The following is a 13,449-nucleotide window of genomic DNA, read 5'->3' as shown; positions in this document are numbered from 1 at the left end:
GGCAGCCGCTTTTTTTGGTTTAATCAGGCTTTATTTAATGACAAGCTCTCCATTTTCCGCATCCACTACCGCTTCACTATGAGGAAGAATATCGCCGGAAATAATGGCGCGTGCCAGCTTCGTTTCAATTTGATGCTGGATAAATCGCTTCAGCGGCCGTGCTCCATACACCGGGTCAAACCCTTCCTGTGCAATAAACTCTTTAGCTTTTTCAGTCAAAACAAGGCTGATTTGCTGATCTTCCAGCCGGCGCTTTAAGTCATTGATCATTCGCTCAGCAATGCCTTTAATATTTTCGAGACTTAACGGCTTAAAGAGGACAATGTCATCCACACGGTTTAAAAATTCCGGCCGGAAATGACTGCGAAGCTGCCGCATCACTTTTTCCTTCGTTGCCTCCTGAATCTCTTCCTCATTCTCTTTGCGGTCCAGCAAATACTCGGAGCCAATATTCGATGTCATGATGACTACTGTATTCTTGCAGTCGACCGTCCGCCCTTGGGAATCAGTAATCCGTCCGTCATCGAGCATCTGAAGCAAAATATTGAATACTTCCGGGTGCGCTTTTTCAATTTCATCAAGCAGCACAACCGAATACGGCTTTCTGCGCAGCGCCTCTGTCAGCTGACCGCCTTCTTCAAAGCCGACATATCCGGGAGGAGCGCCGATTAAGCGGGATACCGCATGCTTTTCCATATACTCGGACATATCAATGCGAATCATTTGTTCCTCGCTATCAAACAGTGTATTCGCAAGTGTTTTGGCGAGCTCCGTTTTCCCCACGCCAGTCGGTCCTAAAAAGATAAAGGAACCGATAGGCCGGTTTGGATCTTTAATTCCTGCCCGGGCGCGGAGGACGGCGTCGCTTACCAGTTGAACTGCTTCATCTTGTCCGACGACCCGCTCATGCATAATGCTCTCTAAGCGCAGCAGCTTTTCCCGCTCTCCTTCAACCAGCTTGGTAACCGGGATGCCGGTCCAGCGGGCAACGATATCAGCAATTTCCTCTTCTGTGACTTCCTCGCGCAGTAAACGGTTCTCACTTTCGTTCGCTTTCTCCATTTCTTCTTCCAAGTGAGCCAGTTCTTTCTCAACAGCCGGGATTTTTCCATGGCGAAGCTCAGCAGCCTTGTTTAAATCATAACGGCCTTCAGCATCCTCCAGTTCCCTTCTCAGCCGTTCAAGAAGCTCTCTTTTTTCCTGAACTTGCCCGATTGCTCCTTTTTCAGCCTCCCAGCGCGCTCTCATTTCAGCAGCTTTCTCTTTTAAATTCGCCAGCTCCTCTTGCAACTGCTCCAGCCTTTCCTTGCTGGATATATCTGTCTCTTTCTGCAAAGCCGCTTCTTCAATTTCCAGCTGCATGACACGCCGGGTCACTTCATCCAGTTCGCTCGGCATAGAATCAATTTCTGTCCGGATGGTGGCACATGCCTCATCCACTAAATCGATCGCTTTATCAGGCAGGAAACGGTCGGTAATGTATCTGTTGGATAACACGGCGGCGGCAACAAGCGCCCGGTCATGGATCTTGACGCCATGGTGAATTTCAAAGCGTTCCTTTAAGCCGCGTAAAATGGAAATGGTATCTTCTGGTGTCGGCTCTTGAACGAGCACCTGCTGGAAGCGGCGCTCTAACGCCGGGTCTTTTTCAATATACTTCCGGTGTTCTTCAAGCGTAGTTGCGCCAATGCAGTGCAGCTCTCCGCGGGCAAGCATTGGCTTTAGCATGTTGCCGGCATCCATGGCCCCTTCTGTCTTTCCGGCTCCAACGATTGTATGAAGTTCATCAATAAACAATAAGATGCGTCCATCGCTTTTTTTGATCTCGTTTAAAACAGCCTTCAGCCTCTCTTCAAATTCTCCGCGGAATTTTGCGCCCGCAATCAGCGCACTCATGTCAAGAGCGAAAATCGTTTTGTCTTTTAGCCCTTCCGGCACATCTTTACGGACAATCCGCTGTGCTAATCCTTCCACAATAGCCGTTTTCCCAACTCCTGGCTCTCCAATTAAGACCGGATTATTTTTTGTCTTTCGGGAAAGAATGCGAATCACATGGCGAATTTCATTATCACGGCCAATCACCGGGTCAATCTTTCCAGAACGAACCTCTTCCACTAAATCCCGTCCGTATTTTTTTAATGCTTCATATCCTGCTTCCGGCTGTTGTGATGTCACCTTTTGATTCCCCCTTATTTCTTTGATTGCTTCATTGATTTTTTCCTGTGTAAGCTGTTCCTTCTGCAAAAAACTGTTGATCGCGTAATCGGTGGTTCCAGGGAGGATCGACGCAATATGCTCGACAGAAAGATAGTCATCCTCCCATTTTTCTTTTAACCGTTCCGCTTCATTCAAGGCTGATTGCAAAGCCGCTGTAAGGTAAGCTCCATACTTTACTCCCGATCCGGCAATGGACGGTTTCTTAGGCAGTTCGCCTCGAAGAAATTCCAGCCAACGAGCCGGCTGACTGCCTGTCCTTTCAATAATTCTTGCCATCAGGCTATCCGGGCGGTCGATCAGCGCGAGCAAAAAATGGGCTAAGTCAATTTCTGTATGCTGATTCTCTTCCGCTATCCTTTGGGCCCCTGCCAACGCTTCCTGCACTGATAACGTCATCCGTTCGATATCCAACTCTCTCCACCTCTTTTGACCTTTTTTGACCTTTTATTAAATTATAGAGGCTGATCACATAAAATGTAAAGCGATAAGGGGGACTAGCAAAGAAATTTGATTGAATGAACCGCTTATGAAAAAGGATATCTTTATACTTTCTTTCCCAATCATGCTAAAGTATAAAAGTGAATGCCTTATTCGTCTTGGACTCCTTTATCTTTATTGTGCCGATCAATCAAGAAGCGGGCTTATGCTGCCCTATCACTCTAGCGAAATGGATTAAACGGAGGATTTTATTGTGGATCATGCTTATTTGCTATTAAAATATTTATTTTTAGGTTTGTTTCAAGGATTTACTGAACCCATTCCGATCTCTTCAAGCGGTCACTTACAGCTGGCTAAGCACTTTTTCGGGATAGAAATGAAGGATCTTTCCTTTGAACTGCTCGTCAACTCTGCTTCTTTGCTTGCCGTGCTCGTTATTTACCGTGCCGATATCATGCGGCTGGCAACAAATGGGCTGAATTATGTAAAAACCCGACAGCCTGAAGACCGGTCCGAGTTCATGTTTATTATCTATTTAATTATTGCCACGATTCCTGCGGGAGTCATCGGCGTCGTATTCGGCGACTTTATCGAGCAGCAATTATCCAGTGTGCGCACGGTAGCCATTACACTGATCATTACCGGAATCGCCTTATGGACGATTCGCAATTTGCGGGGACGCAAGAACGATGGCGACATGCGTATGAGAGACGCCATTATTATCGGCTGCGCCCAGGCGATTGCCCTCATTCCCGGCATCAGCCGTTCCGGAGCCACAATTGTAGCTGCTATGGGACTTGGCATGAAGCAAGAAACCGCTCTTCGCTTTTCCTTTCTGTTGTTTATTCCGGTCAGCGTCGGCGGCATGGTTTTAGGCTTCTCGGACATTCTTGGCAACCCTAATTTGCAAGAACTGGCCATTCCTTATACAGTAGCTTTCATCGGTTCATTCGTCATGTCTTATTTTTCTTTAAAATGGTTCATGAATATCATGGCGCAAGGGAATTTGAAATACTTCGCCATTTATTGCTTTATCGTCGGACCGCTCGCGCTGATCTTTCTTTAATTAGTCAGCTGCCGGTGCTGTCAAATACAAAAAAACTGCCCGCAAGTATCTCTGCGGGCAGTTTTTTCTTATTGAATGCCGAGCGCAATTTTAGCGTAGCGGGACATTTTATCCCGGGACCATGGCGGATTCCAGACGATATCCACTTCTGCATCCTTCACTTCCGGAATATCAGCAAGCGCCGCCTTTACCTGGTCGACAATGACCCCGGCAAGCGGACAGCCCATGGAAGTCAACGTCATCGTTACTTTTGTATGTCCGGATTCATCCATATCAACATCATATACCAGGCCAAGATTGACAATGTCAATACCAAGCTCAGGATCGATTACTTGTTCCAGCGCTCCCAAAATATTTTCTTTTAAATCCTGCTCCATTATTTTCTTCCTCCTTCTGGCTTCGCATTATCCTTATGATAACAAAGCTTGGGACAAATTATCACCTGTAACGCTTATTTTCCAGCCAGCAGGTAAATTTCATGCAAATAACTAGGCTTCATTGGACATAAGTATGGAATTAAGCGTACACTTAAAAAAGAAAACGATGAAAGGGAGTGTCTTCAGGTCAATGGCTGAAAAACATTTAATCGTCGTCGATTTAGACGGCACGTTGCTGACAGATGACAAAAAAATCTCTGTCCGTACAAAAAAGGTGCTGAGAAAAGCAATGGAGCAAGGCCATGAAGTAATGATTGCCACCGGGCGGCCTTATCGTTCCAGCGGGCTTTATTATCAAGAGTTAGGTCTTGTCACGCCAATGGTAAATTTCAATGGCGCCTTTGTTCATCATCCAAGAAATAATAGCTGGGGACTGTACCATGAACCGATGGACCTGAAAACGGCTGCCGAAATCGTAGATGCCTGCCATGACTTCGACTTTCACAATATCATTGCCGAAGTACAGGATGATTTGTATTTTCATTATCATGATGAACGGCTCATCAATCTGTTCAATCTGGGCAATCCCGCCGTTACAACCGGCGATTTGCGTCAAATGCTCATGGATGATCCTACTTGCATGCTGATCCAGGCTACCGAAAAAACAGCTCCGTTGATTCGCGGCCATTTAAGCGAGGTACATGCCGAAGTCATTCACCATAGACGATGGAATGCTCCGTGGCACGTCATTGAGCTTGTAAAATTAGGCTTGAATAAAGCGATCGGCATTCAGCGGGCGGCAGCGGACTTAAATATTCCTAAAGAGCGGATTATCGCGTTTGGCGATGAGGACAATGATTTAGAAATGATTGAGTATGCCGGAACCGGCGTGGCAATGGGCAATGCCATCAATGAGCTCAAAAACATTGCCAATGAAATTACTTTAACTAACGAAGAAGACGGGGTTGCCGCCTTTTTGGAGCATAAATTAAACTTGGCGGCGGATGAAAAGTCTGCCATGTAAGAAACGCCGGTATCGTACGCTTTTTAGGCGTACAAGCCGGCGTTTCTCTCCTCTTTACTCTTTTCTGAAAAAGCCGAAAATTCCTGCCGTTTCTACAATGTTGGTAAAAGCATTCGGATCAACTTCTTTTAAAATTCTTTCCAAGTCATACAGTTCATATCTTGTAATGACAATGATCAGCATTTCGCGTTCCTTGCCTGAAAACGCCCCTTTTGCCGGTACGACTGTAATTCCCCGGACAAGCTTGGCATGAATCGCCGTTTTTACTTCTTCCGATTTATCCGTAATAATCATGGCAGTCAGCTTGGCATGGCGCGTATGAATCGCATCTACTACACGTGTGGAAACATATAATGCCACCAATGTATATAATGCTTTTTCCCAGCCGAAAATCAAGCCGGCGAGTGCAATGATTACTCCGTTCATAATGAGAAAATAATTCCCGATTGGCCGGTCCTTCATTCTTGAAAGGATCATAGCCACAATGTCAAGACCGCCAGTCGAAGCCCCCCATTTTAAGGTGAGGCCAACGCCTGTTGCTCCGATCACACCGCCGAAAACAGCATTTAAAATAATGTCCTCAGATAAAGCTTTGACCGGTATCAGCTCAAGGAAGATCGTCGTGATGACAACAGACAAAAAGCTGAAAATGGTAAAGGACTTTCCAACTTTCATCCAGCCGAGAATTGCTACAGGAATATTTAATAAGACCAGTAAAAAACCTACCGATATGCTAATCGGCGTAAAGGAAGTAAAAATGTTTGACAACAGCTGGGCTACGCCTTGAAATCCGCTGGCATATACATTGGCCGGAATAAGGAAAAAATTCATGGACAGGGCATTTAAAAAAGCGCCAATGACCACCATAATCACTTTCTTAGTTACACTCCAAACAGACTCTTTTACCAACTTCTCTCCTCCTTGCTCCACTGCTTTTGCAGCCGGGGGTAAATTTAATTGTTATTTTTCGATGAAGCCTTTACAATTATTACAGATAAAGGGGGTATTCAACAAATGAAGCTATTTGCTGATTCAGGCTGTGATCTGCCGCTCGATTTTTTTGATAACCATCAGGTCACACTCATTCCGCTTCGTGTTCATTTGTACGGTGAAGACTATGAAGATATAAAAGGCATTAATCCCAAAAAAGTATACGAGGCTATTCGCCAAGGAGAAATGCCGAAAACTTCCCAAGCTTCCCCGCTTCTGCTTGAAAAGCTATTTACAGAACTTGCTGAGAGCGGCGAACCAGGTATTTATCTTGCCTTCTCTTCTGCCCTCTCCGGTACATACCAAACTGCTGTAATGGTTCGTGATCAAGTACAAGAGAAATATTCTGACCTTGACCTGACCATTATTGATACAAAAGCCGCCTCCTTAGGCTACGGTTTGATTGTCAGACAGGCGGCTGAGTGTCTGCAAAAAGGATGGCCGAAGGAGGATATTGTAGCGGACATTCAATTCCATTGTCAACACATGGAGCACATTTTTACTGTTGAAGATCTGGGCCACCTGGCCAAAGGCGGCCGTCTTTCCAATGGAGCCGCTTGGATTGGCGGGCTATTAAATATTAAACCGATTCTTCATGTCGAAGACGGAAAGCTGATCCCGATTGAAAAGATCCGCGGCCGAAAAAAAGCATTTAATCGCATGCTCGATATAATGGAACAGCGCGGCGTACATTTGAGCAGCCAGCGAATCGCTATCAGCCACGGCGACGATCCTGAGGCTGCGGAACTGCTGAAATCCATGATCAATGAACGGTTTCACTGTCAAGAGATCTTTACCCATATTATTGGATCAGCTATCGCCTCTCATGCCGGCCCAGGCACCATTGCTTTATTTTTCTTAAATACAGATCTATCCTCTTAAAGATAACAAATAGAAAGGCGGAAAAGAAATGGCTAAAGAAAATTCATTTGATATTGTTTCAAAAGTTGATTTTTCAGAGGTAACAAATGCAATTACTCAAGCATTAAAAGAAATTCAAACCCGTTACGACTTTAAAGGAAGCAAAAGCAACCTGTCTCTCGATAATGAAGAAATCGTGCTTACTTCCGACGATGAGTTTAAGCTGGAGCAATTGAAAGATGTCCTGCTCAGCAAATTAATTAAACGGGCGGTTCCCGTTAAAAATTTAGATTACGGAAAAATAGAAGGCGCTTCAGGCGGCACTGTCCGCCAGCGCGCTAAATTAGTCCAAGGGATTGATAAAGAAACATCAAAGAAAATCAATGCCCTGATTAAAGACAGCGGACTTAAAGTGAAGTCTCAAATTCAAGGCGATCAGCTGCGTGTCACCGGCAAGAACAAAGATGATTTGCAAAAAGTGATGGCTGCAGTCCGCGAAGCCGATTTGACGGTTGATGTGCAATTTGTAAACTTTCGCTAATCTTGTTATGAGCCGGCCGGAGCCCTTCCTGCCGGTTTTCTCATGGTTAAATACAGACACTCCGGGTAAACATACAGTGGATAACGAATTTACAGAAGGAGTGATTGGATGAGTGAACAAAAGCAAACCTTTCCTAAGCAGCACCAAGACGTACAGCCTGGTAAAACTGAGCTGATGAATCCGCAGCCTGATCATATCGACAACGATTATAAAGGAAGCGGCAAGCTAGAAGGAAAAAAAGCCTTGCTGACAGGTGCTGACAGCGGCATTGGCCGGGCGGCGGCCGTCTATTTTGCCCGGGAAGGAGCCGATGTAGCGATTGTTTACTTAGAAGAACACGAAGATGCGAAGGAAACAAAAAAGCTGATCGAGCAGGAAGGCCGGCAATGCCTGCTCATTTCCGGCGACATTGGTTCTGAAGATTTTTGTAAGGAAGCCATTCAGAAAACACTTGATACATTCGGACAAATTGACGTGCTTGTCAATAATGCGGGCGAACAGCATCCGCAAAACAGCCTGCTGGATATTACAGCCGAGCAGCTGGAAAAAACCTTCCGCACAAACATTTTTGGCTACTTTTATATGACAAAAGCCGCGCTCCCTCACTTGAAAAAAGGGGCGAGCATTATTAATACAGCTTCTATTACCGCCTATCAAGGCAATCCAGCGCTCATTGATTACTCGGCGACCAAAGGAGCAATCGTCTCCTTTACCCGTTCTCTTGCCGGCTCGCTGGCTAAAGACGGCATTCGCGTAAACGGTGTGGCGCCGGGGCCTATTTGGACGCCTCTGATTCCTTCTACTTTCTCAGCTGAAAAAGTAGAAAAGTTTGGTTCCGACACCCCGTTCGGGCGCGCCGGACAGCCTGACGAACTGGCTCCCGCCTATGTTTTTCTCGCCAGCAAAGATTCCAGCTATATCTCAGGACAAATGATTCACGTCAACGGAGGAACGGTTGTTAACGGATAAGAAAGAACACTAAAAAAGACTGCCATGAAGCCGCCGCGAGTAAACGGCGCTTATGGCAGTCTTGCTTCTTTATGAAGATTTGCGGGAGGCTCTTCCCCGCTTCCATACTAAGTAAAGGAAGGTCATAAAAATAATATAGACAGCAGCCAGAGCGGCAATAAACAGTTTATTTGCACCAGCCTTTTCAGTCAATGCATAAATTTCCGCCGTTTCTCTGTCAAGAATGAGTGAAAACTTTCCATTCTCTGGACGGGCCAGTCCGCCTTCTAGCAGTCCGCGCAGTTCCTTGTTGTCGTCAAGCTCTTCAGCGGGAACTGCCACTTTTTGTGTTTTATCTGAATTGTTGACAGCCACGATCAATGTTTCACCTTTATACTGGCGTTTAAAGACCGTCATTCCATCCTTATCGTAAATCGGCTCATACGAACCTCGGGTTAATGCCGGCAGCTTCTGCCGCAGTTCACCGATTTTTTTGATGTAGTCAACCAGCTCCTGGTCTTCTTTGAAGCTGAGCAAGCGGTGGCTTTCCGCTCCTTCTTCTCCATTAAGCGCCACTTCTGAGCCGTAGTAAACAACCGGCACCCCAGGGACAGTATACAGATAAGTTAGCCCCATCATCCAGCGCGTACCCGGGAACATATTTTCCTCTACCGCTTTCTTTGTAAAGCGGGCGGTCTTAATGGAATCTAAATAGTTGGCTGACAAGATGGCTTTTTCTTGTTTTGCCGCTTCGTCAACGAGCTTCGTTCCCTCATCAGAAGGCTGCTTCACATTTTTAAACTGCTCCTGCAGCTGAGCAGCCAGCTCCGCATTCATCACGCTGTCCAGTCCAGAACGTTCGAACTGCTTCACGCTGGACTTCTTCCCGCTCCCGCCAAGCAAAAAGAAGTCTTTCTTTTGCTGCTTCATTTCTTTCGAAAAGCTCTGAAGAAACGCAAGGGGAGCCTCAGCAGAATCACTTAAGTAGTAGCCGTCTACGCCGGCTTTCTTGATCCACCATTGGCCAGCCTTCGTCATTTCCTGCTGAACTGCCTTGTTTTCAAGGTTAAGAATAGCCATTGGGCCAAGCCAGTCTTCTTCCGTTTTGCCGCTTGTTGTTTGAAACCAGTCTGCCTTAGCTGGGTCCTTCACCCATGGGTGGGACGGGCTGACTTGTCTAACCGGAAAATCAACAATGACTTTCATGTCCCGGTCATGTGCCTCTTTCACAAGATGCTTCAGCTCTTTCATGGAACCAAACTGTTTATTGGTTTGGTAAAAATCAGTGACCCAGTAACCATGATATCCGCTCTTGGCGTTTTCAAAAACCGGGCTGATGATAAGAGAAGTAAAGCCCATATCATGCAAATAGTCCAGCTTATCGGCCACGCCGGCGAAATCTCCGCCTTGATAAGCGCGCAGGTCATTATTATTAATCTCTTTATCATTTTTGCTATTACCATTATGAAAACGATCAGTCATTAAATAATACATTGTTTCATCTTGCCACATTCGTTCTTCTTTTTCTACAGCGCTGACAGGAAAGGCGTATAAAAGAAGAAACGGTAATAAGACGAGCGAAAACAGCTTCTTTTTCACTTCCGCTTCCCCCTCCAAAAAATGATCGTACCGCTTCTAAGATTACGCTTTTCCAGGACAGCCGTCAAACTCAAAAAAAGAAAGTTCAACAAATCTACAATAAATGAGAAAATAAAACCAGGCTTTGCCTGGATAATGGATCAAACCATAAAAAAACTGGTGATGAAACAGCCAGTTATGATCAAGCGCGCATGATGTGCCTCTGTGTTTATGTTTAGTCTTCTGGGTTTTCAGCGCTCTTTTATAGCTCTTTTGCTTGCTTTTTCTCAGCTTTTCTTTTTTCCGGTGGAGGCATGGCTTTTTCGACACCCTGTCTGCCCCTCTGCCGCCTCGCAAAGCCGACATAAACTCATTGCTTGATGACTTCAGGAGCTAGTGTTGTTCACCTTCAGCGGAGGCATTCTTCGATTTCCGCTTATGCAAATAGACTAATACTTTAATAGCCACAACCATCACGAGCACAGAACCATTCACTGCAATTTTCAGCTTTTCATCCGTCATACAAAAGCCTGACCACGCAGCGATCATCACTAGGACAAGATAGATAGCCTGTTCATTGGCTGACAAGCGCCTCATTTTACCCCTTCTTTCTCAGCAGCTGCTTAAAGCGATCCGTTTGTTTTCACTTTAACATATTTTAACATAAAAAAAGCTGTCCCTGCCTATAACAGCGGGTACAGCTTTTTTCAGCATTAAGCAAAGAAATTCAAGCCCATCGGCAGTTTAAATCCTAAGTAAAGAGTAACAATCAGCAAAATCACTGCGCCGATCAGCAGCTTGCTCGTCTCTTTTCCTTTTTTCTTTCGAACCAGCACCATCTCCATAAGTCCGATTGTCAAAATGCCGGCAAGCATTTTCATGCCGTAAAGCATATCATTTATGCCATGGTGTTTAATAAATAGCAGCAAGCCTGTAACTAATACAAGAATATAAAACAATCTCAATGCCATATGAGCACCCGTAGAATATCTGCCGACCGCAATAAAGAATAAAATAATCGTGATGACCCAAGTTGTAATATGTAAATGGGTGCTGTTAAAAAATAAGCTTTCCATTTAAATTCCCTCCTTTCTGCTTTTTCTTTTCTATAGTATCATTTTGGCAGAAGAGAAGGAAATGTTGTGCAAGCATTATTGGACTTTGTTTGATAATGTACCAATTTGTTCAATATTGATGTCAATGGTATCTCCTGACTTTAAAAGCCCCGGAGGATTCATTCCTTGCCCGACTCCAGCCGGCGTGCCTGTAGCAATCACATCTCCCGGTTCAAGCGTCATGCCTTTAGACAATGTCGAAATAATTTCATCAATCGGGAAAATAAAATGCTTTGTATTCGACTGCTGGCGAACTTCCCCATTCACCTTCGTTTCAATATCTAAACAGTGCGGATCAGCAATCTCATCTTTCGAAACAATCCATGGCCCCATCGGACAAGTGCCGTCCAAGCTTTTTCCGATAAAAAACTGCTTGTGGCGTTTTTGAAGGTCACGTGCTGTCACATCGTTAATAATGGTATAGCCGAAAATATAATCCAATGCTTCTTCCCTGGAAATCCCTTTGCCTTTCTTGCCAATAATGACTCCAAGCTCTCCCTCATAATCAAGCGCATCCGTCAGTCCCTCATATGCCGGGATCGGCTCATTTGCAGCAATAACTGCTGTTGGCGCCTTTGTAAACACCATCAAGTCCTTTGGTATGCTTTCTTCTCCGCCCATTTCAATGGCATGATCCCGATAGTTTTTGCCGATGCACATCACATTCTTGGCCGGACGAGGAATAGGAGCGAGCCATTCTACTTCTGCCGCGGAGACAGCTGCTGATTGCTTGTCTTTGTCACCAGCTGCTTCTATCCATTGCTTCACCCGTTCTGTTAACTCTATTCCAGAGCCAATTGCCTCAAGCAGTGTATCGGGCAGCGTGCGTGCCCCTGTCACGCTTTCCTCTAACACTTGTAAATTCCAAATCGTTTGTTCTTCCTCGACATATACCCCATAGGTTTCTCTTTGATCGACACGATAACTGACAAATTTCATTACTTCATCCCCCTTTAGTGTTCACTTGCTTTTCTTCTCTTTGCAACCCGTAGGTCACCTTGCGCCACAATGCTTCCATCGGCCCCCGCTTGAATTTAGAGAGCCAGAACTCCGATAAGAGCACTTGAGCGGCAAAAATAGCAACGGCAAGCCAAATGCCCGTCGACAGCTTGATTTGCCCGTATAACCCTAATCCATAATGGTAGAAAATCAGCGTTCCTATTACTGATTGCAGCAAATAGTTCGTCAATGACATTCTCCCTGCCGCTGCAAACGGCTTTAAGAGCGCGCCGGCTCTCTTCATCGAGCTGAGTCCGATAACGAGGGCAGCATAGCTGACAGCAAGCAGCGGCCCGCCAATCGAATCCTGGATATACACATAAGCCAGATTCGGTTCAATCACATAAGGCAGCGCCTTCAGGATGACCCCTGTGGCAAAAAACGTAACAAAAGCAGCAAAAGCAGCAGCAGGACGCTCCTGGCCTTTTTTAAATAAGTTTAATTTCTGAGCGCCTGCCCCAATTAAAAAGTGCGGAAAAATGGCGACCAGCTGTACCCAAAAAACTCTAGGTTCATTGCCTGCAAGCCAATCAGCCGCCCGCTGCTTCGTAATTTCGGCGAATGTGCCGCTGCCATAAGCAGCGATTGAGTTTTCAATGCTTGCAATATCTGTCCAATGTACAGCGCTTGTCGGATCAACCGCCGCCATCATAATGAACAAAATGCCAAAAAATAAGTTTGGCAGCAAAAGCAACGCACTGCCGATGATAATTAATATTTTTCCAGAAAGCCGTAAAAACAGCAACAGCAAAAAACCAAAAATCGCATAATTGATTAAAATATCCCCCGGCCAAATAAGAAACGCATGGAGGATGCCAATAAGCAGTAAAAAGGAAAAACGCCGGATGCCTATAGGCGTAAATGATTGTCCCCTCTTCATTGCATTCTCTCGCTGCATCGCCGTTCCGAAGCCAAACATCATAGCAAACAGCGGGTAAAAGCTTGCCTGGACCAAAATGTCAATCCAGCGGTAATGCCAGAAGTTTTCTGCTTCCTTCCACCATTCAAAAGGGTCATAGTAAAAATACGGGGAATGAAATGAAAGCATATTTACTAAAAAAATGCCTAAAAGCGCAAGACCCCGCAAGCTGTCTAATGCGGTGATCCGCTCTTCTTGTTTCAATGGAGCTAACTGCACACCTGTCTTTCTCCCTTCTTCTTTGCATCATCGTTCTCATCATACCATTACTACAAAAGATCGTCTCGTCAAAAAGCGCTCCTGCAAAGAACACCTGCAGCCATCAGCAGGCCATCGCTTCCTCCATTTTACGACCCAGATGATTCTCTGGTACAAG

13 protein-coding genes are annotated in these 13,449 nt (G+C 45.4%); 5 read left to right on the top strand and 8 right to left on the bottom strand.

What is annotated here, in order from left to right:
• Nucleotides 1-30: 30 nt before the first annotated feature.
• Complete coding sequence (clpB, locus tag BBA02S_RS13870) at nucleotides 31-2,628, bottom strand: ATP-dependent chaperone ClpB (RefSeq protein WP_041114069.1); 2,598 nt, start codon at nucleotides 2,626-2,628, stop codon at nucleotides 31-33.
• A 280-nt stretch (nucleotides 2,629-2,908) separates the two neighbouring features.
• Here clpB and BBA02S_RS13865 point away from each other — a divergent pair, with 280 nt between their 5' ends.
• On the top strand, nucleotides 2,909-3,721 hold the full coding sequence (locus BBA02S_RS13865) for an undecaprenyl-diphosphate phosphatase (protein ID WP_041099197.1): 813 nt from the start codon (nucleotides 2,909-2,911) through the stop codon (nucleotides 3,719-3,721).
• A gap of 68 nt (nucleotides 3,722-3,789) precedes the next feature.
• Here the strand turns inward: BBA02S_RS13865 and BBA02S_RS13860 are convergent, their stop codons facing one another.
• Nucleotides 3,790-4,098: a metal-sulfur cluster assembly factor gene (locus BBA02S_RS13860; RefSeq protein WP_041099195.1), complete on the bottom strand. Its 309-nt coding sequence runs from the start codon at nucleotides 4,096-4,098 to the stop codon at nucleotides 3,790-3,792.
• 190 nt (nucleotides 4,099-4,288) lie between these two features.
• Here BBA02S_RS13860 and BBA02S_RS13855 point away from each other — a divergent pair, with 190 nt between their 5' ends.
• Nucleotides 4,289-5,122, top strand: coding sequence for a Cof-type HAD-IIB family hydrolase (locus tag BBA02S_RS13855; protein WP_041099193.1), 834 nt, complete (start codon nucleotides 4,289-4,291; stop codon nucleotides 5,120-5,122).
• A gap of 54 nt (nucleotides 5,123-5,176) precedes the next feature.
• Here the strand turns inward: BBA02S_RS13855 and BBA02S_RS13850 are convergent, their stop codons facing one another.
• On the bottom strand, nucleotides 5,177-5,989 hold the full coding sequence (locus tag BBA02S_RS13850; RefSeq protein WP_041100230.1) for a YitT family protein: 813 nt from the start codon (nucleotides 5,987-5,989) through the stop codon (nucleotides 5,177-5,179).
• A gap of 90 nt (nucleotides 5,990-6,079) precedes the next feature.
• Between BBA02S_RS13850 and BBA02S_RS13845 the strand changes: the two genes are divergently transcribed.
• The 3 genes from BBA02S_RS13845 (at nucleotide 6,080) to BBA02S_RS13835 (ending at nucleotide 8,483) form a co-directional block, all read left to right on the top strand.
• A complete protein-coding gene (locus BBA02S_RS13845) occupies nucleotides 6,080-6,994 on the top strand; it encodes a DegV family protein (RefSeq protein ID WP_306305188.1) in 915 nt (304 codons plus the stop codon).
• Nucleotides 6,995-7,022: 28 nt separating this feature from the next.
• Nucleotides 7,023-7,514: a YajQ family cyclic di-GMP-binding protein gene (locus BBA02S_RS13840; RefSeq protein ID WP_041099191.1), complete on the top strand. Its 492-nt coding sequence runs from the start codon at nucleotides 7,023-7,025 to the stop codon at nucleotides 7,512-7,514.
• A 108-nt stretch (nucleotides 7,515-7,622) separates the two neighbouring features.
• On the top strand, nucleotides 7,623-8,483 hold the full coding sequence (locus tag BBA02S_RS13835) for an SDR family oxidoreductase (RefSeq protein ID WP_041099189.1): 861 nt from the start codon (nucleotides 7,623-7,625) through the stop codon (nucleotides 8,481-8,483).
• A gap of 69 nt (nucleotides 8,484-8,552) precedes the next feature.
• Here the strand turns inward: BBA02S_RS13835 and BBA02S_RS13830 are convergent, their stop codons facing one another.
• From BBA02S_RS13830 to BBA02S_RS13805, 5 genes are all read right to left on the bottom strand, one after another.
• Complete coding sequence (locus tag BBA02S_RS13830; protein ID WP_041099187.1) at nucleotides 8,553-10,061, bottom strand: alpha-amylase family glycosyl hydrolase; 1,509 nt, start codon at nucleotides 10,059-10,061, stop codon at nucleotides 8,553-8,555.
• A 372-nt stretch (nucleotides 10,062-10,433) separates the two neighbouring features.
• Nucleotides 10,434-10,637, bottom strand: coding sequence for a hypothetical protein (locus tag BBA02S_RS13820; RefSeq protein ID WP_041099183.1), 204 nt, complete (start codon nucleotides 10,635-10,637; stop codon nucleotides 10,434-10,436).
• Nucleotides 10,638-10,753: 116 nt separating this feature from the next.
• On the bottom strand, nucleotides 10,754-11,116 hold the full coding sequence (locus tag BBA02S_RS13815) for a YisL family protein (protein WP_041114067.1): 363 nt from the start codon (nucleotides 11,114-11,116) through the stop codon (nucleotides 10,754-10,756).
• Between the two features lie 75 nt (nucleotides 11,117-11,191).
• Nucleotides 11,192-12,094, bottom strand: a complete 903-nt coding sequence (locus BBA02S_RS13810; protein ID WP_041114066.1) for a fumarylacetoacetate hydrolase family protein — start codon at nucleotides 12,092-12,094, stop codon at nucleotides 11,192-11,194.
• 4 nt (nucleotides 12,095-12,098) lie between these two features.
• Entirely contained in the window at nucleotides 12,099-13,292 is a 1,194-nt protein-coding gene (locus BBA02S_RS13805) for a DUF418 domain-containing protein (RefSeq protein WP_041099178.1), read from the bottom strand.
• Nucleotides 13,293-13,449 lie beyond the last annotated feature (157 nt).

Origin of the sequence: Bacillus badius NBRC 15713 (assembly GCF_001591605.1) — a bacterium.
GTDB classification, from domain to species: Bacteria; Bacillota; Bacilli; order Bacillales; family Domibacillaceae; genus Pseudobacillus; species Pseudobacillus badius.
The sequence above is the reverse complement of the archived record's forward strand: the minus strand, read 5'-3'. Positions and strand labels throughout refer to the sequence as shown.

Excerpts from the sequence above, each read along its gene's own strand:
- BBA02S_RS13860 (WP_041099195.1), bottom strand. The coding sequence starts at position 4,098 with ATGGAGCAGGATTTAAAAGAAAATATTTTGGGAGCGCTGGAACAAGTA.
- BBA02S_RS13850 (WP_041100230.1), bottom strand. The coding sequence starts at position 5,989 with ATGGTGGTCATTGGCGCTTTTTTAAATGCCCTGTCCATGAATTTTTTC.
- BBA02S_RS13840 (WP_041099191.1), top strand. The coding sequence starts at position 7,023 with ATGGCTAAAGAAAATTCATTTGATATTGTTTCAAAAGTTGATTTTTCA.
- BBA02S_RS13835 (WP_041099189.1), top strand. The coding sequence starts at position 7,623 with ATGAGTGAACAAAAGCAAACCTTTCCTAAGCAGCACCAAGACGTACAG.
- BBA02S_RS13815 (WP_041114067.1), bottom strand. The coding sequence starts at position 11,116 with ATGGAAAGCTTATTTTTTAACAGCACCCATTTACATATTACAACTTGG.
- BBA02S_RS13855 (WP_041099193.1), top strand. The coding sequence starts at position 4,289 with ATGGCTGAAAAACATTTAATCGTCGTCGATTTAGACGGCACGTTGCTG.
- BBA02S_RS13810 (WP_041114066.1), bottom strand. The coding sequence starts at position 12,094 with ATGAAATTTGTCAGTTATCGTGTCGATCAAAGAGAAACCTATGGGGTA.
- BBA02S_RS13820 (WP_041099183.1), bottom strand. The coding sequence starts at position 10,637 with ATGAGGCGCTTGTCAGCCAATGAACAGGCTATCTATCTTGTCCTAGTG.